This window comes from Dyella sp. A6 (assembly GCF_036320485.1).
GTDB classification, from domain to species: domain Bacteria; phylum Pseudomonadota; class Gammaproteobacteria; order Xanthomonadales; family Rhodanobacteraceae; genus Rhodanobacter_A; species Rhodanobacter_A aluminiiresistens.
The window spans coordinates 2,193,717-2,215,592 of sequence record NZ_CP132911.1; the positions used below are offsets into that span (position 1 = coordinate 2,193,717).

The 21,876-nt window shown below is 66.7% G+C and carries 22 protein-coding genes, 1 tRNA gene and 1 other RNA gene; 6 read left to right on the forward strand and 18 right to left on the reverse strand.

The genetic code is table 11. From position 1 onward, the window contains the following. Positions 1–17: 17 nt before the first annotated feature. The 4 genes from RA164_RS09775 to RA164_RS09790 are packed head-to-tail and all read left to right on the forward strand — an operon-like array spanning position 18 to position 4,532. Positions 18–959 carry an AAA family ATPase gene (locus RA164_RS09775; RefSeq protein WP_329740664.1) on the forward strand — a complete coding sequence of 314 codons (942 nt, stop codon included), beginning with the start codon at positions 18–20 and terminating at the stop codon, positions 957–959. Next, positions 959–1,915, forward strand: a complete 957-nt coding sequence (locus tag RA164_RS09780) for a DUF58 domain-containing protein (protein ID WP_329740665.1) — start codon at positions 959–961, stop codon at positions 1,913–1,915. Before RA164_RS09775 ends, RA164_RS09780 begins: the two co-directional genes overlap by 1 nt. Continuing rightward, complete coding sequence (locus tag RA164_RS09785) at positions 1,912–3,876, forward strand: transglutaminase TgpA family protein (RefSeq protein ID WP_329740666.1); 1,965 nt, start codon at positions 1,912–1,914, stop codon at positions 3,874–3,876. Before RA164_RS09780 ends, RA164_RS09785 begins: the two co-directional genes overlap by 4 nt. A 50-nt stretch (positions 3,877–3,926) precedes the next feature. Beyond that, positions 3,927–4,532: a Slp family lipoprotein gene (locus RA164_RS09790; RefSeq protein WP_329740667.1), complete on the forward strand. Its 606-nt coding sequence runs from the start codon at positions 3,927–3,929 to the stop codon at positions 4,530–4,532. Positions 4,533–4,594: 62 nt separating this feature from the next. On the opposite strand, the gene RA164_RS09795 is transcribed toward RA164_RS09790, so the two are convergent. The 9 genes from RA164_RS09795 to RA164_RS09835 form a co-directional block, all read right to left on the reverse strand. Next, positions 4,595–4,939 carry a histidine triad nucleotide-binding protein gene (locus tag RA164_RS09795; RefSeq protein WP_329740668.1) on the reverse strand — a complete coding sequence of 115 codons (345 nt, stop codon included), beginning with the start codon at positions 4,937–4,939 and terminating at the stop codon, positions 4,595–4,597. A 13-nt stretch (positions 4,940–4,952) separates the two neighbouring features. Next, on the reverse strand, positions 4,953–5,372 hold the full coding sequence (locus RA164_RS09800) for a GNAT family N-acetyltransferase (protein ID WP_329740669.1): 420 nt from the start codon (positions 5,370–5,372) through the stop codon (positions 4,953–4,955). A 3-nt stretch (positions 5,373–5,375) separates the two neighbouring features. Next, complete coding sequence (gene recR / locus RA164_RS09805) at positions 5,376–5,978, reverse strand: recombination mediator RecR (RefSeq protein WP_329740670.1); 603 nt, start codon at positions 5,976–5,978, stop codon at positions 5,376–5,378. Positions 5,979–6,085: 107 nt separating this feature from the next. Continuing rightward, positions 6,086–6,409 (reverse strand): YbaB/EbfC family nucleoid-associated protein, encoded by a 324-nt coding sequence (locus tag RA164_RS09810; protein ID WP_329740671.1) that lies wholly within the window; start codon positions 6,407–6,409, stop codon positions 6,086–6,088. Positions 6,410–6,427: 18 nt separating this feature from the next. Continuing rightward, positions 6,428–8,098, reverse strand: coding sequence for a DNA polymerase III subunit gamma/tau (dnaX, locus tag RA164_RS09815; protein WP_329740672.1), 1,671 nt, complete (start codon positions 8,096–8,098; stop codon positions 6,428–6,430). 81 nt (positions 8,099–8,179) lie between these two features. Beyond that, positions 8,180–8,276: signal recognition particle sRNA small type (gene ffs / locus RA164_RS09820), an RNA gene on the reverse strand. A gap of 65 nt (positions 8,277–8,341) precedes the next feature. Then, positions 8,342–8,434, reverse strand: a tRNA-Ser gene (locus RA164_RS09825). A gap of 90 nt (positions 8,435–8,524) precedes the next feature. Further along, a complete protein-coding gene (locus tag RA164_RS09830; RefSeq protein ID WP_329740673.1) occupies positions 8,525–9,286 on the reverse strand; it encodes an MBL fold metallo-hydrolase in 762 nt (253 codons plus the stop codon). Next, positions 9,283–10,008: a 3-deoxy-D-manno-octulosonic acid kinase gene (locus RA164_RS09835; RefSeq protein WP_329740674.1), complete on the reverse strand. Its 726-nt coding sequence runs from the start codon at positions 10,006–10,008 to the stop codon at positions 9,283–9,285. Before RA164_RS09835 ends, RA164_RS09830 begins: the two co-directional genes overlap by 4 nt. Positions 10,009–10,135: 127 nt before the next feature. On the opposite strand from RA164_RS09835, the gene RA164_RS09840 reads away from it, so the two are divergent. Continuing rightward, positions 10,136–11,179, forward strand: coding sequence for a glycosyltransferase family 9 protein (locus tag RA164_RS09840; protein ID WP_329740675.1), 1,044 nt, complete (start codon positions 10,136–10,138; stop codon positions 11,177–11,179). 65 nt (positions 11,180–11,244) lie between these two features. Here the strand turns inward: RA164_RS09840 and ispH are convergent, their stop codons facing one another. The 5 genes from ispH to murJ all read right to left on the reverse strand — a co-directional run bounded on the left by ispH (position 11,245) and on the right by murJ (position 18,631). Next, on the reverse strand, positions 11,245–12,207 hold the full coding sequence (ispH, locus tag RA164_RS09845) for a 4-hydroxy-3-methylbut-2-enyl diphosphate reductase (RefSeq protein WP_329740676.1): 963 nt from the start codon (positions 12,205–12,207) through the stop codon (positions 11,245–11,247). 114 nt (positions 12,208–12,321) lie between these two features. Next, positions 12,322–12,822, reverse strand: coding sequence for a signal peptidase II (lspA, locus tag RA164_RS09850; protein ID WP_329740677.1), 501 nt, complete (start codon positions 12,820–12,822; stop codon positions 12,322–12,324). A gap of 96 nt (positions 12,823–12,918) precedes the next feature. After that, entirely contained in the window at positions 12,919–15,780 is a 2,862-nt protein-coding gene (gene ileS, locus RA164_RS09855; RefSeq protein WP_329743525.1) for an isoleucine--tRNA ligase, read from the reverse strand. Between the two features lie 215 nt (positions 15,781–15,995). Beyond that, positions 15,996–16,949, reverse strand: a complete 954-nt coding sequence (locus RA164_RS09860) for a bifunctional riboflavin kinase/FAD synthetase (protein ID WP_329740678.1) — start codon at positions 16,947–16,949, stop codon at positions 15,996–15,998. A gap of 89 nt (positions 16,950–17,038) precedes the next feature. Beyond that, on the reverse strand, positions 17,039–18,631 hold the full coding sequence (gene murJ, locus RA164_RS09865) for a murein biosynthesis integral membrane protein MurJ (protein ID WP_329743526.1): 1,593 nt from the start codon (positions 18,629–18,631) through the stop codon (positions 17,039–17,041). A gap of 240 nt (positions 18,632–18,871) precedes the next feature. On the opposite strand from murJ, the gene rpsT reads away from it, so the two are divergent. Then, positions 18,872–19,135, forward strand: coding sequence for a 30S ribosomal protein S20 (gene rpsT / locus RA164_RS09870; protein WP_017460878.1), 264 nt, complete (start codon positions 18,872–18,874; stop codon positions 19,133–19,135). A 115-nt stretch (positions 19,136–19,250) separates the two neighbouring features. On the opposite strand, the gene cgtA is transcribed toward rpsT, so the two are convergent. The 4 genes from cgtA to RA164_RS09890 form a co-directional block, all read right to left on the reverse strand. Beyond that, positions 19,251–20,330, reverse strand: a complete 1,080-nt coding sequence (gene cgtA / locus RA164_RS09875; RefSeq protein WP_329740679.1) for an Obg family GTPase CgtA — start codon at positions 20,328–20,330, stop codon at positions 19,251–19,253. Between the two features lie 149 nt (positions 20,331–20,479). Further along, positions 20,480–20,737, reverse strand: coding sequence for a 50S ribosomal protein L27 (gene rpmA, locus RA164_RS09880; protein ID WP_329740680.1), 258 nt, complete (start codon positions 20,735–20,737; stop codon positions 20,480–20,482). A 19-nt stretch (positions 20,738–20,756) separates the two neighbouring features. Next, positions 20,757–21,071 carry a 50S ribosomal protein L21 gene (gene rplU / locus RA164_RS09885; RefSeq protein ID WP_329740681.1) on the reverse strand — a complete coding sequence of 105 codons (315 nt, stop codon included), beginning with the start codon at positions 21,069–21,071 and terminating at the stop codon, positions 20,757–20,759. A 149-nt stretch (positions 21,072–21,220) separates the two neighbouring features. Next, on the reverse strand, positions 21,221–21,727 hold the full coding sequence (locus RA164_RS09890) for a DUF2059 domain-containing protein (RefSeq protein ID WP_329740682.1): 507 nt from the start codon (positions 21,725–21,727) through the stop codon (positions 21,221–21,223). Between the last annotated feature and the right edge of the window lie 149 nt (positions 21,728–21,876).

The following is a 21,876-nucleotide window of genomic DNA, read 5'->3' on the forward strand; positions in this document are numbered from 1 at the left end:
TCCGACTAAAAGTCATCATGCCCCCTGCCACCCCGCTTACGGAAGAAAACCTGCGCCAACGCCTGGATGCCGCCCTGGCCCAGGTCAACCAGGTCCTGCTGGGCAAGCCGCGACAGGTCAAACTGGCCTTTGCCTGCCTGATCGCCGGCGGCCACCTGCTGCTGGAGGACGTTCCAGGTGTCGGCAAGACCACCCTGGCCCGCGCACTGTCATCCACTTTCGCACTGGACTTCCAGCGCGTGCAGTTCACCAGCGACCTGCTGCCGTCGGACATTATCGGGGTGAGCGTATACGAGCGCGAGACGGGCGAGTTCCGTTTCCATCCCGGCCCGATCTTCAGCAGCCTGCTGCTGGCCGACGAGATCAACCGCGCCACGCCCAAGACCCAGAGCGCCCTGCTCGAAGCCATGGCCGAAGGCCAGGTCACCGTCGACGGGCAGACCCATGCCCTGGCCCGTCCGTTCTTCGTGGTCGCCACCCAGAACCCGCTGGATCTGGCGGGCACCTTTCCCCTGCCCGACTCGCAGCTGGACCGCTTCATGCTGCGGCTGTCGCTGGACTATCCGGACGCCGTCGCCGAGCGTGCCCTGCTCAACGGCGATGACCGCAACGACCTGCTCGCACGACTCTCGCCGCAACTGGACGCCGCCGCGCTCGACGCCCTGCATCGCCAGACCCAGTCGGTCACCGCCAGCAGTGCCCTGCTGGACTACCTGCAGGCACTGCTGGCGGCCAGCCGGCGACATGCGGACATCCGCATCGGCCTGTCGCCACGAGCCGGCCTGGCCCTGCTGGCCGCATCCCGGGCCTGGGCCTGGTTGAGCGGCCGCACGCACGTGTTGCCGGAGGACGTGCAGGCCCTGTTCGTGCCGCTGGCCGCACATCGCCTGGTGCCCGCCCGCGGCGCTGGTGGCGACGCGCTGGCGCGCACCCTGCTGGCCGAGGTGGCCGTCGACTGATGCGCCCGGACCTGCGTCGCATGCAGCAGTGGGCCGAGCGCCGGCTGCCGGCGCTCACCCGTTATCGGCGTGCCGAACCGCTGCCGGTCGAACTGCATCGTCGACGCATCTACATCGTGCCGACGCGCTTTGGCCTGGGCTTCACCGTGCTGCTGATGGTGATGCTGGTCGGCGCGCTGAATTACTCGAACAACGCCGCGCTGCTGCTTACCTGCCTGCTGGGTGCGGCCTGCGCGGCCAGCATGCTGGTGGCCTTCCGCACCCTGGACGGTCTGGAACTGCAGCGCATCCACAGCGGGCACGCCGTGGCCGGCCAGCCGATCGAGATCCGCTTCGACTTCGCCGCACCTTCCGCCCGCTTCGCATTGCGCCTGGACATGGGCGAGAGCAGTACCAGCTTCGCCGTGGACCTCGCACACGACTCCGCCAGCGTCACGCTGCCGTTGCCGACCGTGTCCCGCGGCTGGCAAGCACTGCCGCGAGTGCGCGTCTGGACGACCTGGCCGCTGGGCCTGTTCCGTGCGTGGAGCTGGCTGCACCCCGAGCAGTCCGTGCTGGTCTGGCCACAACCCGAAGCCGCCGGTCCACCGCCCGAGGCGCGCGCCGACGACGACCAGCGCCGGCGCCTGCATCAAGGCGAGGATCCCGCCACCCTGCGCGACTATCGCCGAGGCGATCCGATCCGCCATGTCGCCTGGAAGGCCAGCGCGCGCCACCGCGATCTGCTGGTCAAGGATTTCGAGGCACCGGCATCCCGCCAGGACTGGCAACTGGACTGGCACCAGCTCGGGCAACTGGAGCACGAACATCGCATCGCCCGGCTCGCACGCTGGCTGGACGAGGCCGCCGCACATGGGCGACACCACAGCCTCGAGCTTCCCGGCGAAACGATCGAGAGGGGCAGCGGACCGGTCCACTACATGCGTTGCATGGACGCATTGGCGAAGTTGCCATGAAGTACGCCGCGACTGCTGCCACACCTCCGCTCGGCGAACGCGCCTTTGGACTGCTGTGCCTCACCGTGGCCGTGGTGCTGGCATTGCATGCCCCGCATCTGCCGTGGTGGCTCACACTCTCGCTGGCCCCGGTGCTCGGCTGGCGCTGGTGGCAGCGCAGTCACCGGGCTGGACACATTCCGGCGTGGGTCAAGCTGCCGCTGCTCGGCGTACTGGCGCTGGCCATCCTGGCCGAATACGGCAATTTGTTCGGCCAGACACCGGGCACGGCACTGGCGATCGGCCTGCTGGTGCTGAAGACCCTCGAAAGCGAACGTCCGCGCGATGCCCGTGTCGGAGTCGGCTTCGCCTGTTTCGTACTCATGGCCGCCCTGCTGTTCAGCCAGAGCATGACCAGTACCGCCGTCGTCGCACTGGGCCTGCTGCCGGCACTCGCCACCCTGCGCGCGCTGGAACCCGCGCAACCGACGCAAACCAGCCTGCCCCGTACCTTGTTGCCGGGCCTCGGTCTGCTGGCCGCGGCACTGCCGCTGGCGATGCTCGCCTTCGTGTTCGTGCCGCGCCTGGGATCGCCGCTGTGGGGGGCCCCGAACGCACAACAGGAACTCACCGGCCTCAGCGATACGATGTCGCCGTCCGGCTTCACCCAGTTGCTGATCGACGACAGCCCGGCGATGCGGGTCAGTTTCGACGGCCCGCCGCCCCCGCCCGACCAGCGCTACTTCCGCGCCTATGTGATGGATCACTACGACGGCACGACGTGGCAGTACCACGACGTCGTCAACCAGCCGCCGGCACCGCTGCAGGCCAGCCGCACCCTGCGCTACCGGATCAGCCTGGAACCCACCCACCAGCGCGTGCTGCCGACCCTGGACGTGCCGCTCGACGCGCCTGCTGGTGCACATCTCCGGCGCGACCGCGTGGTGATGGCCGACAAATCGGTGAACGACCTGCTCAGCTACAGCGTGACTTCGGCCACGCAATACCGCCTGCAGCCTGTTCTGGGACCACACCGGCAACGCTGGCTGCAACTGCCGGCAGACTTCAATCCGCGCACGCTGGCACTGGGCCGCTCGTGGCGGCAGCGCTACGGCGACGACACCCCTGCCATCGTGCGCGCGGCCCTGACGCTGTTCCACGACGGCGGCTTCCGTTACACGCTTGCCCCGCCGCCGCTCGGGCGCAACGCGATGGACGACTTCCTGTTCGACACCCGCCAGGGGTTCTGCGAACACTACGCCTCGGCGTTCACCGTGCTGATGCGTGCCGCCGGCATCCCCGCCCGCGTGGTCACCGGTTACCAGGGCGGCTACTGGAGCTCGGCCGGGCATTATCTGCTGGTGCGCCAGTCCGATGCGCATGCCTGGAGCGAGGTCTGGCTGGCTGGCCGCGGCTGGGTCCGGGTTGACCCCACCGCCGCCGTGCGGCCGCAGCGTATCGACCTGGGTGCGGCGGCCGCCGCCGGCAATCAGCTGCCATGGACCGAGAGCGGCTGGCTGCAGTCGCTGCGCAATCACTGGGACATCGTCAACCACTGGTGGAACGAAGGCGTTATAGGCTTCAACGCACTGCGTCAGCGCGGCATGCTCACCTCGTTCGGGGTACGCCGCGCCGACCCGACGCTGCTGGCCGAATTACTGGCCGGCAGCTGTGCTCTTGCCGGTGCCCTTGGCCTGGCCTGGGCATTGCGACGCAAGCAACACGCCGACCCGGCACGTGCCGCACTGCGCGGGCTGGAGCGGTACCTGGCCCGGCAGGGCGTGGTCCGGCGGCTGGGCGAAGGCCCGCGACACTACCTGAGTCGCGCGGCCCGTGCTCTGCCAGGACGCCGTGCCGAGCTGACCGGCCTGATGGATTGCTATCTTGAGCTTCGCTATGCCCATGACGAACCACCACCTGAATCCCTCCGGCACTTTCTTCGCGCCGCAAGGAATTTTCGGCGCGTCCGCGTGGTCAAATGACTGCGCAGTGCTTTGCACTGCACACTGGTCCTCCCATTGGAGATAACGTGATGTCCCCCCGCTACCGAATCCTGATACTGGCCGCGGCAAGTGCCGCACTCGGCGCCTGCGCCACCATGCCGCAACCGCTGCAGGGCAATTATTCCAACGTGACCACGGCGGCGGCGCAGCAGGGCGGTGCCGGTGGTACCCAGGTGCGCTGGGGCGGCGAGATCATCAAGACCGAACCCGGTCCGCAGGAAACCTGCTTCTACATCCTGGCCCGCCCACTCGACAGCCAGGCCCGCCCCGAACTTGGCAATTCCGGCGCGAACATGGGCCGCTTCGTGGCCTGTCATGCCGGCTTCTACGACCCGGAAGTGTTTACCCGCGGACGTGAGCTGACCATCACCGGCACCCTGCACGGCACGGTGTCGCACAAGGTGGGCAACTACGAGTATGCCTACCCGCGGGTCGACGCCAACGTGGTCTACCTGTGGCCGAAGCGGCCGATCTACGTGAACACGCCCTACCCGGCCTACCCGCCGGGTTTCTACGACCCGTTCTGGGGTCCAGGTTGGGGCGCCGCGTGGGGTTATGGCTACCCGTACCCGTACTGGGGTGGGCCGCGCGTGATCGTGGTGAACCGTCCGCCGCCCCCGCCGCCGAAGAAGTAATCGGGCGGATCAACGAAAACGCCGGCCCTGGGCCGGCGTTTTCGTTGCGCGGATGGCAGCCATCAACCCGGCGGCCAGTGCAATGGCCGTCCTGCCAGCAGGTGCACGTGCAGGTGGAACACGGTCTGCCCGCCATGCTCATTGCAATTGATCACGGTGCGGTAGCCCTGCTCGGCAAATCCCTCCTGTTTCGCATAGTCGGCACAGGCCAGCAGCAGGCGGCCAAGCAGGCCAGCATCATCCGGCCCTGCTTCGTTCAGCGTGGCCAGGGGGCGCTTGGGAATGAACAGCACGTGCACGGGGGCCTGCGGATTGACGTCCCGGAAGGCCAGGATCTCATCGTTCTCGTAAACGATATCCGCGGGAATCTCGCGCCGGATGATCTTGCCGAAAATCGTATCGCCCATGCCATGTCTCCGTTTACAGACGCAGAAGCATACCGTGTGCGCCAGGCTCCACGCGTTTGAAACCGAACTGCTCGTAGAGTCGATAGGCCGTGCCGTCGGCGATCAGCCCCACCATCGTGCGCGGCGCGGCCCGCTCGTGCACCTGCGCCATAAGGGCCGCCATGATCTGTCGTCCAAGGCCCTGCCCCTGCCAGGCTGGCGTCACGGCGATGTCGACCACGAACAGGAACAGCCCGCCGTCGCCGACCACTCGCCCCATGCCGATCAGTTCATCGCCGACACGCACGCACACCGCGCACCAGCTGGATGGCAGGCCGGTGGTCGCACCCTGCTCGCTCATCGCACTGAGGCCTGCGGCGACACGTAGTGCGAGGTACTCGCCGACGTGCGGTATCTCGCGGCGAAGCTCGGGCATGTCGACCGCTGTCGTCATGACTCAGTCCACCGCGAGGCGACCGCCGAAGGCGTGTGCCAGCGTGCCACGATCGACATATTCCAGCTCGCCGCCCAGCGGCACACCGTGCGCCAGCCGGGTGGGACGAATGCCCGCCGCGCGCGCCAGCTGCGCCAGATAGTGCGCGGTGGCCTCGCCCTCGACGGTGGGGTTGGTGGCAAGGATCAATTCCTGCACCTCACCCTCGGCCAGCCGCTCGCCGAGAAGCTCGAGCCCAAGCTCCTTCGGCCCCAGTCCGTCCAGCGGCGACAAGCGTCCCATCAGCACGAAATACTGTCCGCGGTAGCCGGTGGCCTGTTCGATCGCCGCCAGGTCGACCGGCGACTCGACCACGCACAGCAGATGCCGGTCGCGGCTGTGGCTGGCACAGATCGCACACACCGGCTCCTCGCTGAAATTGCGGCAACGGGAACAGTGACCGATCCGCTGCATCGCCTCGCTCAGGGCGCCGGCCAGCTTCAGGCCGCGCTCGCGCTCGCGTTCCAGCAAATGGAACGCCATCCGCTGCGCGCTCTTGCCGCCCACGCCGGGCAGGCAGCGCAGGGCTTCGATCAGTTCGGCAAGCAGCGGAGAGCTCGAGGACATGGGTGATTCGCGTAATGGGGGAAGAGGAGTGAGAAGCGAGAGATAAGCAGGGGAATCACGCGGTATCGGCAATCGCCCATTCTCACTTCTCGACACTCACGCCTGCTTCAGAACGGCATCTTGAAGCCGGGCGGCAGGTTCATGCCCGAGGTCACGCCACCAAGCTTGTCCTTGCTCGCCTCGGCGACCTTGTTCACCGCATCGTTGACGGCAGCGGCCACCAGATCCTCGGCCATTTCCGGATCGTCGGCGAACAGCGCGCGGTCGATGGTGACCCGACGCACTTCGTGCGCCCCGGTCATCAACACGCTCACCAGGCCACCGCCGGCACTGCCGGTGACTTCCATCTTTGCGATCTCGTCCTGCGCGCGCTTCATTTCTTCCTGCATGCGCTGCGCCTGCTGCATCAACTGGCCGATCTGACCTCTCATGTCGCGTACTCCGATGGGTTACTGATGTTCAACGGGCTTGATCGAGCCGGGCACTACCCGCGCGCCAAAATCGCGCTTGAGGGCCTGCACTAGCGGATCGTCCTCGATCGCCTGCTCGGCGTCGGTCTGGGCGGCCTGGCGCGCAGTGGCTGCGCGGGCCGCGGGGGTGTGGGCGCCGCTTTCCTGGTCGCTCACGAAGCGCAGGCGCACCGGCTCGCCGAGCGCCTCGGCGATGCGGTCGGCCATCTGCCCCACCATCGGCTCCACCGCCAGGTGCATATGCGCCGGCTGCAGGGCCAGGATCAGGGTGTTGCCTTCGCGTCCACGCAGGGCCGAATTCTGTGCTAGCTGGCCCAACGGACCGCGCAGACCCGCCTGCTCGATCATCGCCGCCCAGTCGAACAGGCCATCGTTGCCGCGGGCGATGGGGGCCACGGGCGCCGCCGCTGCGGCGGGCGGTTCGGCATGTGGCGCCGGCGCAGGACGCGGCGCGGTGGCAACCGGGGGCTCGGCACGCGATGCCGGTCCTGCTGTGCGCGGGGGCGTCGCGACAGGCGGTGTGGCTCGCGGCCCGGCCGGCCGGGGCGGCGCGCGTACCGTATCGCCCTCGCCCGCCGGGCGGAACGCCAGCATGCGCAGCAGCGCCATTTCGAAACCGGTGCGCGCGTCCGGCGCCAGGGCCAGGTCGCGGCGCCCGGTGGTGGCGATCTGGTAGTACAACTGCACGTCTTCCGGCGCCAGACGCTCGGCCAGTACCGCGAGCTCCGCATCGCCGTCGTCCGGCCGATACCCCGGCACCAGCTGGATCAGCTGGATGCGGTGCAGCACGGCGGCGAGATCGTCGAGCACGCCGCCGAAATCGGGCGAGAACGATGCGATGCGCTCGCATTCGGCCAGCAGGCGCGCACCGTCGCCATCGGCCAGGGCCTCGAGCACGCCCAGCACCTGCCCGCGCTCCACGCTGCCCAGCATCGCGCGCACATCCTCGGCCTTGAGCTCACCGCCGCCGTAGGCGATCGCCTGGTCAAGCAGCGACAGGCCGTCGCGCATCGAGCCGTCGGCGCCACGCGCCAGCTCCTCGATCGCGGCGTCCTCGTAGGCAATGTTCTCGGCGCCGAGGATGTGCCGCATCTGGCCGGCGATCTGCTCGGGCAGCAGACGTTTCAGGTTGAACTTCAGGCAGCGCGACAGCACCGTCACCGGCAACTTCTGCGGATCGGTGGTGGCAAGCAGGAACTTCACATGCGGCGGCGGCTCTTCCAGCGTCTTCAGCAGCGCATTGAAGGCCGGCTTGGAGAGCATGTGCACCTCGTCGACCAGGTACACCTTGAAACGGCCGCGCGAAGGCGCGTACTGCGCGTTCTCGATCACCTCGCGCACATCGTCCACGCCGGTATTGCTGGCCGCGTCGATCTCGAGCAGGTCGACGAAGCGACCCGCGTCGACGGCGGTACATACCGAGCACTCGCCGCACGGGTCGGCCGACTCGCCACGCTCGCAGTTCAGCGACTTGGCGAAAATGCGCGCAATAGTGGTCTTGCCCACGCCGCGTGTGCCGGTGAACAGGTAGGCATGGTGCATGCGCCCGGTATCGAGTGCATTGGTGAGCGCGCGCACCACGTGTTCCTGCCCCACCAGCTCGGCGAACTTGCGGGGGCGCCATTTGCGCGCGAGAACCTGATAGGACATGAGCGACTACCTTGGGGCGAAGTCCGATTGTGCCAAGTCGCCACCGGCAAGTCAGTAACGCATGCCCCGAAATGGCGGCGGCCCCGCCAGCCACACCCCGGCACCCGAATCATCCGCTACCGTTGCTCCCTTCCGGGCCTGGCGGGGTTTGCGAACTATCGTCGCGGGGGGACCGACGGGGCCACCATGAACGTTGGGCTTTGATGCCCTGTGCGCCGGCCGCAGCCGTCGCGATCAATCAATTGGCGGAGAGGGCGGGATTCGAACCCGCGATACGGGTATAAGCCGTATACACACTTTCCAGGCGTGCTCCTTCAACCACTCGGACACCTCTCCGCACGCAAAACCCTTCACCCGGGCAACCCGCCCCGGTGAAGAGGCGAAAGGATAGCGGCCAACATGGTGGCTGACAAGGGATACAGCGACTCAGCCCGCATCGGCGCGCGGCGGCAGCGGCGCCTCCAGCGCCACCCGCTGCCCGGCCGTCACGACCCGGTAGCCACGCGCTGCCAGCGCCGCACCATCGGCAGCGCTGCCGTAGTGGTACAGCAGCAGCCGTGCACGCAGCGCCGCATCGTATTCGCGCTCGATATCGTCGATGCCGGTATGCGACGGGTTGCCGTGCAGGCCGCAGTCGTGCGCGATCAGCTCGCGTCCTTCGGCATAGCGGCCCAGCACTTCGGGAATCGGCCGGGTATCGCCGGTGAATGCGAAGCTGCCGGCCAGAGCCAGCCCGAACGATGTATCCGGACGGTGATGCCGCGTGGCGAACACGTCGAACCACTGTCCGTCGAGCCAGAAGCCGCGTGAACACGGGACCAGCCGGAAAGCCTCCCAGTAATTGACGCCGCCCTCGGCAAGCACGCCCGGATAGTCGGCCACGCGCATCTGCAGCCACGGCACCAGCGCTGCGTGGCAGAACACGCGCATACGTCCGCGCAGCGCCTCGTCGAACCATGTACGGGTGAACAGGCGCTCCATGCCGCCGACGTGATCCATGTGCGTGTGGGTGAGATACAGCGCCGTCGGCAGGCGTCCCGCGTAGGCCGCCTGGTAACGATCGAGGGTGTCGGGCCCGCAGTCGATCAGCAGCAGCGGTTCGCCGTCGCGCTCCAGCACCGCCGACGACGAGCCCAGCTCCACCGCGTGCGCGGCACCGGTACCGAGGAAATGCAGATGCCAGTTCATACGGCGAAGGTCCGTTGATAAGCATTCAAAAGCGGCTGCCAGACATCGCGCTCGAACACCGCAAGCTCATGCCCCGGCCCGGCCACTTTCAGCAGCGAACGACGCAGCCGGCGCAGGTTCGCCAGACGCCAGCGGGATGCCAGCGGACGCAGGCGACCACGGTCGAAATCGATCAGGTAAAGCCCGGCGGGCGTCACCAGCACGTTGTGTGCGTTGAGATCCGCGTGCCAGATGCCTTCGCGATGGAAGCGCGCCACCAGCACGCCCACGGATTCCGCCAGCGCGGCGTCGAGCCGACCTTCGCCCTGATACTCGGCCAGGGTGCGCGCGGCATCGATCCGGCGCGTGATCAGGTCGGCCGTGTAGAAGCCACCGCGCCGACAGAAGCGCGCAGCCACCGGCAGCGGCCCGGGCAACCCGCGCGCGACGATGGCGGCAAGCAGGCGAAATTCGGCGAATGGACGCGTACGATTCGCACCGCCCCAGCGGTAGCGGTCACCGAGCAGGCGGGCCACCAGCCCCCCGCGACGGTAGTGCCGCAACACGCACTCGCCCGCCGGCGTGCGGATCAGCGCGACACCGCCGCGACCGCCCTGCTGCACGTGCAGGGCATCGCGCCCGCGCCAGTAGTCGGGGTCGAACCAGTCCGCGTCGACTTGTGGCGAGACCTCGGCGTCGAACAGAATCGTGCCATCGGCCTCTTCGCGCAGTTGCTCTTGCATCGGTGCGGGTCTGTCTCCGTCGGGGAAATCAAGGAACCGCCACCCCACATCGGCGGGAACCATCGGGTCCCAGCTTTCATCGGGATGAGGTCACAATCAGAACATCATCGGCTCGCTGCGATTCTACATGTCCGTTCCCGCATCCATCTGTCTGCTTCGTGCTTCCGCCATCGGCGACGTCACCCATGTCGTGCCGCTGGTACGCACCCTGCAGCGTGCCTGGCCGCAGACTGCCCTGACCTGGGTCGTAGGCAAGCTGGAGCGCAAGCTGGTCGGCGACCTGCCCGGCGTGGATTTCGTCACCTTCGACAAGAGCGCCGGCTGGGCCGGCATGCGGGCGGTGCACGCCGAACTGCGTAGCCGCCGCTTCGACGCGCTGCTGCAGATGCAGGTCGCGTTGCGGGCGAACCTGCTCAGCCTGGGCATCCATGCACGACACCGCATCGGCTATGACCACGCCCGCTCGAAAGACCTGCACGGCCTGGTCATCAACCAGCGCATCCCGGCGCGTAGCGGCGAACATGTGCTGGACGCCATCGGCAGCTTCGTCGAGCCACTGGGCCTGACCCAGACCGAGGTGCGCTGGGACATCCCGGTTCCGGACGAGGCGAGCGACTGGGCCGCCGCGCAGCTGCCCGGCAACGCTCCGACCCTGCTGGTCAGCCCCTCGTCCAGCCATGCGCTGCGCAACTGGCGCGCGGAGCGCTATGCCGCGGCGATCGACCATGCACTTGCACGCGGCTGGCGCGTGGCCCTGATCGGTGGGCCATCGGCGGCGGAGCGCACGATGGCCGACGCCGTTCTGGCCGCCTGCAAGCGCGTGCCACTGGACCTCACCGGCAAGGACACGCTGAAGAAACTGCTCGCCCTGCTCGACCGCGCACAGCTGCTGCTCACGCCCGACTCCGGCCCCATGCACATGGCCAACGCGGTCGGTACGAAAGTGCTGGGCCTGCATGCCGCCAGCAACCCGGACCGCTCAGGCCCCTATTCGGACCGTCGCTGGTGCGTGAACCGCTATGACGATGCCGCCCGCACCTATCTGCACCGGCCGGCGGCCGAGGTCGCGTGGGGCACCAAGATCGAACACGCTGGCGTGATGGACCTGATTTCCGTGGACGATGTCATCGAGCGCTTCGAGGCGGCTGCAGCCTTCCTGCAGGCGGACTGATCCCGAGGCAACCGCTTTCCCAGCCGCGCCGTCAATGACACGGACCGCCACTAATGGCGTAGCGCTCAGGTACGCACCGGCGCCACACCATCGACCACGCGCAGCTCCTTGGGCAACGCGAAAACGATGTTTTCCGGCTCGCCATCCAGCTCGCGCACATCGCCGCCGCCCCACGACTGCAGGCGGGCGATCACGTCACGCACCAGCTTCTCCGGGGCCGAAGCACCGGCGGTCAGGCCGATGCGCTTGACGCCTTCGAGCCATGCGCGATCGATGTGGTCGGCACCATCGATCAGGTACGCGCGCACGCCCTGCTTCTCGGCCAGCTCGCGCAGGCGGTTGGAGTTGGAGCTGTTGACCGAACCGACCACGAGCATCAGGTCCACCGCATCGGCCAGCCGCCGCACGGCGTCCTGGCGGTTCTGCGTGGCGTAGCAGATGTCGTCCTTGCGCGGACCTTCGATGTCAGGGAATTTCGCGCGCAGCGCGGCGATGATCGCCTTGGTGTCGTCCACCGACAGCGTGGTCTGCGTGACATAGGAAAGCAGGTGCGGAAACCTTGGCACCAGCGTGTCGACGTCTTCCACCGACTCCACCAGCAGGATCTCGCCGGCATGCGCCGTGTTCCACTGCCCCATGGTGCCCTCGACCTCGGGATGCCCCGCGTGACCGACCAGCACCACGCTGCGACCCACGCGCCCCAGCCGCGCCACCTCCATGTGCACCTTGGTCACCAGCGGACAGGTAGCATCGAACACTTTCAGGTCGCGTCGCTCGGCCTCGTCGCGCACGGCCCGGGATACGCCGTGGGCACTGAAGATCACCGTGGCTCCGTCGGGCACCTCGTCCAGTTCCTCGACGAATACCGCGCCGTCGTGGCGCAACTTGTCCACCACGTAACGGTTGTGCACCACCTCGTGACGCACGTAGATCGGCGCGCCGTAGGCTTCCAGCGCACGGTCGACAATGGCGATGGCGCGGTCGACGCCAGCACAGAAACCGCGCGGATTGGCGAGAAGGATGTCCATGATTGAAGACCACGGCAGGAACAGGCCCGCCAGCAATGAAAACCGGAGGCCAGCGGGTCGATACCCGGAGCCCCGCCCTCCCTGCGCGTCCGCCGCACCGGGAGCAGGTCGCGATTATCGCACGCCGTTTTCGGACTTGCCGCCGAACGTGCCGAACACCACCAGCATCACCGCACCTACCGTAATGCCGCAGTCGGCCAGGTTGAACACCGGGTAATGCCACTGCCGATAGTAGACGTCGATGAAGTCGGTCACCTGCCCGGCATGCAGGCGATCGATCAGGTTGCCCAGCGCGCCGCCGATGATCAGCGCCAGCGGCATGGCAGTGCGCCATTCGCGTCGGGCGATGCGCGCCAGCCATACGATCAACAAGGCAGAGATGACCACCGCCAGCACCACGAACAGCCAGCGCTGCCAGCCGCTGTCATGGGTGAGGAAGCTGAAGGCCGCACCACGGTTGTAGACCAGTGTCCAGTTCAGGAACCCCGGGATCACCGCACGTGAAGCGCCTGCAACATGCAGCGCGTGCACCATCCACCACTTGCTCAACTGGTCGAGCGCAATGACCACGACGGAAAGCAGCAACCAGGGCAAGGCATTGGATTTGCGGATCATGAATCTCACTCAATGGATCGGTGCGAACCCGTACCGCACCGGAGCGCGGCCGGGCATGGGCGTGACTGACAGACCAGCCGGATGGCAAACCGTTCGCTAGAACCAGCGCCGCGTTTCGCCGGCGCCATCCACATTGCTGACGCAGCGACCGCAGAGTTCCGGATGATCGGCGTGCTGACCGACATCATCACGGCGATGCCAGCAACGCACGCACTTGGCCGCCTCGCTGACCGTGGCCGAGACCCACACATCGGCACCTTCCAGCTCGGTAAGCACCGCGTCTTCGGGTTGACCGCCGGCCTTGTCCAGGCGCACGTCGGAAGTGATGAAGAAGAAGCGCAGCTCGTCCATCGCAGGCGCGTAACGGGCCACGGTGGCCTCGTCCGCATGGATGGCCAGCTTCGCCTCCAGCGCGGCGCCGATGCGTTCGGCCTTGCGCATGCCTTCGAGCACCCGTGCCGCGGTTTCGCGAACCGCCAGCAGATCGGTCCACCAGCGACGCTGGTCGGGCGATCCCTGCGTGGACACCAGACCGTCGTACCAGGTTTCGAACAGCACGCTCTCGCCGCGCTCGCCGGGCAGGTGACGCCAGATCTCCTCGGCGGTGAAGCCCAGGATCGGCGCCAGCCAGCGCACCAGCGCCTCGGCGATGCGGTACATCGCACTCTGCGCGCTGCGCCGGCCGTGGCTGTCGGTCGGCATGGTGTAGAGGCGGTCCTTGGTGATATCCAGGTACAGCGCGCCCATCTCGTTGGTGCAGAAGTTCTGCACGCGTGCCACCACTTCGGGGAAGTCGTAACGTTCGTAGGCGGCGACCACCGCCTGCTGCACATCGTAGGCCTGCTGTACCGCCCACTGGTCGAGCGGCAGGCTGTCCTCGACCTTCACCAGGTGCTTGGTCGGATCGAAGCCATCCAGGTTGCCGAGCAGGAAGCGCGCGGTGTTGCGCAGGCGGCGGTAGCTGTCCGACACGCGCTTGAGGATCTCGTCGGAGACGCTCATCTCGTTGCGGTAGTCGGCCGATGCCACCCACAGGCGCAGCACGTCGGCACCCAGCGTGTCCATCACCTTCTGCGGCGCCACCACGTTGCCGAGCGACTTCGACATCTTGCGACCCTGCGCATCCACGGTGAAACCGTGGGTGAGCACGTCGTCGTAGGGCGCGCGGCCATGGATCGCACTGGAAGTGAGCAGCGAGGACTGGAACCAGCCGCGATGCTGGTCCGAGCCTTCGAGATACATCACCTTGTATTCGTGCGCGTCGCCCTGCTGCAGTTCCGGTCGTTGGCCGATCACGCCGAAATGGGTCACGCCGGAGTCGAACCAGACATCCAGCACATCGGTGACCTTGTCGTAGTCCTTCGCCTGATCGCCCAGCAGCTCGACCGGGTCCAGGTCGTACCATGCGTCGATGCCGCCCTGCTCCATCCGCCCGGCTACCTGTTCCATCAGCGCCACGGAATCCGGATGCGGCTCCTGCGTCGCCTTGTGCACGAACAGCGCGATCGGCACCCCCCAGGTGCGCTGGCGACTGATGCACCAGTCCGGACGACCGGCCACCATGCCGGCGATGCGCTCTTCGCCCCAGCCCGGCACCCAGCGCACGTCCTTGATCGACTTCAGCGCGGTGGCGCGCAGGCCGGCCTGTTCCATGCCGATGAACCACTGCGGCGTGGCGCGGTAGATCACCGGCGTCTTGTGGCGCCAGCAGTTCGGGTAGCTGTGCTCGATCTTCGCGTGCGCCAGCAGCACGCCGCGGGCACGCAGCAGCTCGACGATGGCGTCATTGGCCTTCCAGATGTGCATGCCGGCCAGGTCGAGTTCGCCGGCCTTCGGCGTGTCCTCACGGTAGGTGCCGCGCGTGCCGATATAGTTGAGCAGGCCGATGCCGTTTTCGCGGCCGACCACGAAGTCTTCCACGCCATGGTCGGGCGAGGTATGTACCGCACCGGTACCGTCCTCGGCGCTGACGTGGTCGCCAAGGATGACCGGAACGATGCGTTCGTAGAACGGATGACGAAGCTGCACGCCGTCGAGTGCGGCGCCGACCGCATGTCCCAGCACCACGGGCGACTCGATGCCATAGCGCTGCAGCGCCTTGTCCACCAGCGCGGCGGCGACCACCAGCAGCACGCGACGACCGTCGCGCGCGGGACCTTCCACCAGCGCGTATTCCAGCTCGGCACCCAGCGACACGGCCTGGCTTTCCGGCAGCGTCCATGGCGTGGTGGTCCAGATCGGGATGGCGACGATAGCATCACCGGCATCCACGCCGAACTTCGCCGCCAGGGCCTTGGCGTCGACCGCATCGTAGGCCACGTCCACCGCCGGCGAGGTCTTGTCGCCGTACTCGATTTCCGCCTCGGCCAGCGCCGAGCCGCAGTCGAAACACCAGTACACCGGCTTGGCGCCGCGCACCACATGACCATTGCCGACGATACGTGCCAGCGCGCGCACCATGGACGCTTCGTACTTGAAGTCCATCGTGCGGTACGGGTTCTCCCAGTCGCCCAGCACACCCAGTCGCTTGAACCCGGCACGCTGGGTATCGACCTGCTCGGCGGCGTACTCGCGGCACTTCTGGCGGAAGGCACGGGCATCGAGCTTTTCGCCCGGCTTGCCATGCTGCTTTTCCACGGCGATTTCGATCGGCAGACCGTGGCAGTCCCAGCCCGGCACGTACGGCGCGCGATAGCCAGCCATCAGCTTCGAGCGCACCACCATGTCCTTGAGGATCTTGTTGACGGCATGACCGATATGGATGGCCCCGTTAGCATAGGGCGGGCCGTCATGCAGCACGAAAGCCTTGTCGCGACCGGCAGTCTCCGCCTGGATCTGCGCATAACGCCCCACCTGCTCCCACTCGGCCAGCCAGCCCGGCTCGCGCTTGGGCAGGTCGCCGCGCATCGGGAAATCCGTCTGCGGCAGGTTGATGGTGCTCTTGTAGTCCTTGGTCATCGCTTCGGGTGCCATCTGTGGGCCGTCGCCATGACGGCCTCGTCGTTGTCTCGCCCCGATGCCCTCGACCGGACCCCGAAGCGCCGTTCTACCGCCCGACGCGCGCGGCGACAGGCGCTCGCGCTGCGGGCGGATGCCTCAAATAATAATGATCGTCACGACGGCGCGGACGCGGCCATCGTTGGCGTATTTCGGATTGGACGTGTCGCGGGTAGTCATGCGCGGGCCAGTACCGGATTCATGCCCAGGATTTCCCGGGCCGAGCGCGCATCATGATCCATCTGCGCCTTCAATGCATCCAGCCCGTCGAATTTCTGCTCGTCGCGCAGCTTGGCCACAAACTCCACCGCCATGCGCCGGCCATACAAATCGCCGGCGAAATCGAACAGGTGCACTTCCAGCAGTGGCTCGCTGACCTGGTTCACGGTGGGACGCACGCCCAGGCTGGCCACACCCGGCCAGCTGCATTCGCTTTCGCCCAGCCCAACGCGCACCGCGAAAATGCCCTGTACCGGGCTCACCCGGTCATGCAGGTGGATATTGGCGGTGGGAAACCCCAGCGTGCGACCGAGCTGGTTACCCCGCTCGACCCGGCCCTCGATCACGAACGGGCGCCCCAGCAGAGCCGCCGCCCCGGCAAACTCGCCAGCGGCCAGCAGCAGGCGCACCCGGCTGGCCGAGACGCGGCTGTCATCCAGCAGCACCGACGGCATCGTTCGCGCGGTGAAGCCGAGCTCACTGCCCAGCCGCTCCAGCATCGCCACGTCACCGGCACGGCCGTGGCCGAAACGGAAATCGGCACCCACCCAGACCTCCCGTGCAGCCAGGCGCCCGACCAGCACCTGCCGCACGAAGTCCTCGGCGGACATCGCGGTCAGCGCGGCATTGAAGCGCAACAGCAGGGTCTGCTCGATACCTGCGGCGCCGAGCCCCTGCAGCTTTTCGCGCACGCTGGAAAGGCGCGGCAACGGCTCGCGCGAGAAAAAGGCGCGCGGCAACGGCTCGAAACTCACCACCACCGGTGCGCAACCCAGCTCGGCCGCGCGCACGCGCACCTCGGCCAGCAAGGCCTGGTGTCCTCGGTGCAGGCCATCGAAAGCGCCAACCGCGATCACGCTGCCGCGCGGAGCCAGGCATGGCCCCGCGGTATCCCGGGCAAGTCTCATCATGGCGTGAGTATAACGGGCCGCCCCGTCAGGCGCCGACACTCATGCGCCGACACGGGGCGAGCGTACGGGCCGACTGCGGGCCTTCGGGGTCAACTGGCGCGCAGGTCGCGCAGGCGCAGGCCAGAGACGAAAAGCCCTGCCACATAGGTCGCGCCACCGGTCAGCACCAGCACCGCCAGGTGCCACACGCGCGTCCACACCGGCACCGTGGTCCAGTGCGGCCAGCACCAGCGCCCGACCAGCAGCACCGCCACCATTGCCGCGCAGGCAAAGCCCAGGCGTGACCAGTGCCGCAGCCAGCCCGGCTGCGGGTCGTAGACACCGGCACGCTTCAGCCAGTACCAGAGCTGCGCGAACTGCAGGTAATTGGAAAGCACGCTGGCGATCGCCAGACCCACGTGCAGTCCGGGCACATGGGCCAGACCATGCAGCCAGCCATCCTGACGCTGGACCGGGGTTGTCCATAGCTCATAAAGCAGGCCCACCAGCAACACGTTGAAGACCATGTTGCTGACCAGCGACACCACCGCCGCGCGGACTGGCGTGCGCGTATCCTGGCGCGCGTAAAACGCCGGCAACAGCACCTTCACCAGTGCGTAGGCAGGCACGCCACAGCACAACGCCATGGTCGACCACGAGGTCATGCGGGTATCGAACGCGGTGTAATGCCCGTTCTGGAAGAACGTGCTGACCAGCGGCTCGGCCAGCAGCAGCAGTGCGCAGGTCGCCGGCACCGCAATCAGCAGGGTCATGCGCACCCCCCAGTCCAGCGCCTTCGAGAAACCCGCACGATCGGTGCCGACATGGTGACGCGACAGTGCCGGCAGGATCACCGCCCCAAGCGCTACTCCGAACACACCAAGCGGCAGTTCGAGGAAACGGGTGGATTGATACATCCAGGTCTGCGAACCGGTGACCAGCAGGGTGATCAGAATGGTATCCAGCAGCAGGTTGAGCTGGCCTACCGAGGCCCCGAACAGGGTCGGCACCATCAGACGCATGATCCGGCGCACCAGCGGGTGCCGCCAGCCCCAGCGCGGCAGACTCAGCAGATTCAGTCCGCGCAATGCAGGCAGCAGGAACAACAGCTGCAGCACCCCCGCCACCAGCACGGCCCAGCCGAGCGCCATGATCGGTACCTGCAGCCGTGGCGCCAGCCACAACGCCCCCGTGATCATGCAGATGTTCAGGATCACCGGCGCCATCGCCGGCAGACCGAAGCGGTGGAAACTGTTCAGCGCGCCGCCGGCCAGGGCCGTCAGCGAGACGAACAGCAGGTACGGGAACGTCAAGCGCAACAGGCTGACGATCAGCCCGAACTTATGCGGGTCGTGCACGTCGCCCGGCGCGAAGACCGCGGCCAGTTCCGGCGCGAACAGCATGCCCAGCGCGGTGACGACCAGCAGTACGCCGCCGAGAGTCCCCGCCACCCGCGCCGTGAGTTCCTTCAACTCGGCATGACTGCGTGTTTCCTTGACCTCGGTGAATACCGGCACGAAGGCCGTGGAAAAGGAGCCTTCCGCGAACAGGCGGCGCATGAAATTGGGGATACGAAAGGCGATGACAAAGGCATCGGTCGCCGCCGAGGCGCCGAACACGTGGCTCATTGCGATGTCGCGTGCCAGCCCCAGCACGCGTGAAACCATGGTCATGCTGCTGAACGAGAGCAGCCCGCGGAGCATGCTGGGGGACTTCATGCGGTCGTGGACACCTTCAGGATGCGGCGCGTGCGCGCAAAGGCCGGTAGTTTGACAGCCCGCAGGCGTCCTGTGTCGGGCCAGACCGTGGCACAATAGGGACGCTGTATCCCGGAGCCTTTGGCCCGGCCTGTATCTGGCGCACCCAAGTGCTTGACGTGCCAGATCATTGCACGCATAATCGTGCGTCTTTTTCCACACCTCAAGCCATTCCGGAGTTCTACCTTGGCCAACATCAAGTCCGCGAAGAAGCGTGCGCGCCAGTCCGAGCAGCGCCGCCTGCGCAATGTCAGCGCCCGCTCCATGGTGCGCACCGCGCTCAAGAAGGTCGTCAAGGCCATCGAGGCCAAGGACAAGGCTGCGGCCGTCGAGGCCTTTGCCGCCGCCCAGCCGGTAATGGATCGCTATGCCGCCCGCGGCCTGATCCACAAGAACAAGGCTGCTCGCCACAAGAGCCGCCTGAATGCGAAGATCCGCGAGCTGGCGTAAGCCGTCCGGTCATCGCATGCAGAAAAGCCGGCGCATGCGCCGGCTTTTTCGTTGCGGCGACGACACCCGATGCATCGTCACGGCATGAAAAACGCGCCTCATGGGTGCGTTTTTTTCATGCCTGCGTACCGTCGTCCCGAAGTCGTACATCGCCGGGCAGCATGTCGACACGTCCCGCCGCCGTCTCGCGCTGCGCCTCGAAGAAGCGCTGCACCTGGCGACAGACCGCCATCGTGTTCTCGCGCGCGATAGCCGACACCAGGAACCAGGGCGCCGTCCAGCCAAGAGCGTTCACGATGGCTTCGGCACGGGACTGGCGCTCGTCCTCTGGCAACACGTCTTCCTTGTTGAGCACCAGCCAACGCGGCCGCTGCAGCAACTCGGGATCGAACCGCGCCAGCTCCTGCTCGATGGCGCGCACCTGTTCGACCGGCTCACTGCCATCGATCGGCGCGATATCCACCAGGTGCAGCAGCAGACTCGTACGCGAGACATGGCGGAGGAACTGGATGCCCAGGCCCGCCCCCTCGGCAGCGCCCTCGATCAGGCCGGGAATATCGGCGATCACGAAGCTCTGTTCCGGCCCCAGGCTGACCACACCCAGATTCGGGTGCAGCGTGGTGAACGGGTAATCCGCAACCTTGGGCGTCGCCGCGGAAACAGCCCGGATGAAGGTGGACTTGCCCGCGTTGGGGAAACCAAGCAGGCCGACATCGGCCAGCAGCTTCAGCTCCAGCTTCAGCTCGCGCACGTCGCCCGGCGTACCCGGCGTGGACTTGCGCGGCGCACGGTTCACCGAACTCTTGAAATGGATGTTGCCAAGGCCGCCCTTGCCGCCCTGCGCCACCAGCAGGCGCTGGCCATGCAGAGTGAGGTCGCCGATCGTCTCGTCGGTATCGACATTGGTGACCACGGTACCCACCGGCACGCGGATGGTGGTGTCCTCGCCACCCTTGCCGTACATGTCGCTACCCATGCCGTTCTGACCGCGCTGCGCCTTGAAGCTGCGCTGATGGCGGAAATCGATCAGGGTGTTCAGACCCTCGTCGGCCACCAGCCACACCGAGCCGCCGGAGCCGCCGTCGCCGCCGTCAGGACCGCCGAACGGAATGAATTTTTCGCGCCGGAAGCTGATGCAACCGTTGCCGCCGTCACCGGCCTGGACTTTGATGATCGCTTCGTCGACGAATTTCATGGGCAAGGCCGTGAGCTGGAACCATGGAACATGGCGTGCGGGACTAGGTTACCCGGAAACGGCGGACTCCCCGCTCCCGGCATTCCGCACCGCCTCAAAAAACAAAAGGCCCCGCCGGAGCGGGGCCCTTGCAGCAACGCGACAGGAACTCAGCCCTGCACGACGTCGACAAACTTGCGGCCCTTGTCGCCACGGGTCTTGAATTCGACCTTGCCGTCGACCAGGGCGAACAGCGTGTGGTCACGACCCAGGCCCACGCCGGTACCGGCATGGAACTTGGTGCCGCGCTGACGCACGATGATGTTGCCGGCTTCGACCGCCTGGCCGCCATAGATCTTCACGCCGAGGTATTTCGGGTTCGAATCGCGACCGTTGCGGCTGGAACCTACGCCTTTTTTATGTGCCATGACTCAATGCTCCAGTTGCTCAGGCGTTGATGCCCGTGATCTCGACTTCGGTGAAGTGCTGGCGGTGGCCCTGCTGCTTCTTGTGATGCTTGCGGCGGCGGAACTTGATGATGCGCACCTTGTCGGCACGACCATGCTTGCGCACGGTGGCGGACACGGTGGCGCCGGCCACGGTCGGCGCACCGACGGTGATCGACTCGCCTTCGCCGACCAGCAACACCTGATCGAAGCTCACGGAAGCGCCTTCGTCGGCGTTCAGCAGCTCGACGCGCAGGACGTCGCCCTGCTGCACCCGGTACTGCTTGCCGCCGGTCTTGATGACTGCGTAACTCATGGGAATGACCCTTCTGTCGTTATTCTCTTGGGATTCAACCCGGGCTTTGTGCCCGGGTGAACTCGGGATTCTAACGACAAACCACCGGCGTGGTCAATCCTTGACCAGTCCAGGGAACTGCCAACCCACCCCGGTGGCAGCCCGATCGCCTAGTTGCCTTTCAGGGACGACGCGCCGGCGGAAGGGCTGGCCGGGCAACGGCCCTGGGCGTTCACCTTCCCCTCCTTCTGCAGTTCGCCCATCATCTGCAGGGCCCGCTCGCGTCCCCACTGGCGCCCGATCTGCATGCCTTCGGCCATGGTCTCGGGCATCACTGCGATGACCTTCTGACCCAGCGGCGAGTGGTAGAACTTGAGCAGCCCCGCCACGTCCTTGGCCGTGAATTGCTTCTGGTAGACGGGAATCATGCGATCGGTCAGCTGCTTCACACCCTGCGCGTCGATGAAGTTCTGCCAGTAACTGGCCGGCACGCATGGCAGCTGCTGACCCATCACGCCTGCCATCTGCGCATTCATCTGGCTGAACATCTTGCCCACGTTGAATACCTGCATCAGCTGCCGCACCTGTTCCGCACTGGGCTGCGCGGCCATCGCCGCCTGCCCCATACCGCACGTCAACAGCAACCCGGCACTCATTGCCACTGCCCATTTGCGCATCGTCATACTCTCCTTTCTCCCGTTGCTGCAGCCTGGATAGGGGCTGCCGAACCTTCATTATTCCTCATTGCATCCTACCGGGCATATACAGGCACGCACGATGTATGACGACAAATAACTGTCCTGCACGGTTTGATATAGTTCGCTTT

Coding starts and splice junctions, on each gene's coding strand:
- RA164_RS09830 (WP_329740673.1), bottom strand. CDS start 9,286: ATGAACTGGCATCTGCATTTCCTCGGTACCGGTGCCGCGCACGCGGTG.
- rplU (WP_329740681.1), bottom strand. CDS start 21,071: ATGAGTTACGCAGTCATCAAGACCGGCGGCAAGCAGTACCGGGTGCAG.
- RA164_RS09775 (WP_329740664.1), top strand. CDS start 18: ATGCCCCCTGCCACCCCGCTTACGGAAGAAAACCTGCGCCAACGCCTG.
- RA164_RS09795 (WP_329740668.1), bottom strand. CDS start 4,939: ATGGGCGATACGATTTTCGGCAAGATCATCCGGCGCGAGATTCCCGCG.
- RA164_RS09835 (WP_329740674.1), bottom strand. CDS start 10,008: ATGCAAGAGCAACTGCGCGAAGAGGCCGATGGCACGATTCTGTTCGAC.
- RA164_RS09790 (WP_329740667.1), top strand. CDS start 3,927: ATGTCCCCCCGCTACCGAATCCTGATACTGGCCGCGGCAAGTGCCGCA.
- RA164_RS09890 (WP_329740682.1), bottom strand. CDS start 21,727: ATGCGCAAATGGGCAGTGGCAATGAGTGCCGGGTTGCTGTTGACGTGC.
- murJ (WP_329743526.1), bottom strand. CDS start 18,631: ATGCTCCGCGGGCTGCTCTCGTTCAGCAGCATGACCATGGTTTCACGC.
- RA164_RS09780 (WP_329740665.1), top strand. CDS start 959: ATGCGCCCGGACCTGCGTCGCATGCAGCAGTGGGCCGAGCGCCGGCTG.
- cgtA (WP_329740679.1), bottom strand. CDS start 20,330: ATGAAATTCGTCGACGAAGCGATCATCAAAGTCCAGGCCGGTGACGGC.
- recR (WP_329740670.1), bottom strand. CDS start 5,978: ATGTCCTCGAGCTCTCCGCTGCTTGCCGAACTGATCGAAGCCCTGCGC.
- dnaX (WP_329740672.1), bottom strand. CDS start 8,098: ATGTCCTATCAGGTTCTCGCGCGCAAATGGCGCCCCCGCAAGTTCGCC.
- RA164_RS09785 (WP_329740666.1), top strand. CDS start 1,912: ATGAAGTACGCCGCGACTGCTGCCACACCTCCGCTCGGCGAACGCGCC.
- RA164_RS09860 (WP_329740678.1), bottom strand. CDS start 16,949: ATGATGAGACTTGCCCGGGATACCGCGGGGCCATGCCTGGCTCCGCGC.
- ispH (WP_329740676.1), bottom strand. CDS start 12,207: ATGGACATCCTTCTCGCCAATCCGCGCGGTTTCTGTGCTGGCGTCGAC.
- ileS (WP_329743525.1), bottom strand. CDS start 15,780: ATGACCAAGGACTACAAGAGCACCATCAACCTGCCGCAGACGGATTTC.
- RA164_RS09840 (WP_329740675.1), top strand. CDS start 10,136: ATGTCCGTTCCCGCATCCATCTGTCTGCTTCGTGCTTCCGCCATCGGC.
- lspA (WP_329740677.1), bottom strand. CDS start 12,822: ATGATCCGCAAATCCAATGCCTTGCCCTGGTTGCTGCTTTCCGTCGTG.
- RA164_RS09800 (WP_329740669.1), bottom strand. CDS start 5,372: ATGACGACAGCGGTCGACATGCCCGAGCTTCGCCGCGAGATACCGCAC.
- rpmA (WP_329740680.1), bottom strand. CDS start 20,737: ATGGCACATAAAAAAGGCGTAGGTTCCAGCCGCAACGGTCGCGATTCG.
- RA164_RS09810 (WP_329740671.1), bottom strand. CDS start 6,409: ATGAGAGGTCAGATCGGCCAGTTGATGCAGCAGGCGCAGCGCATGCAG.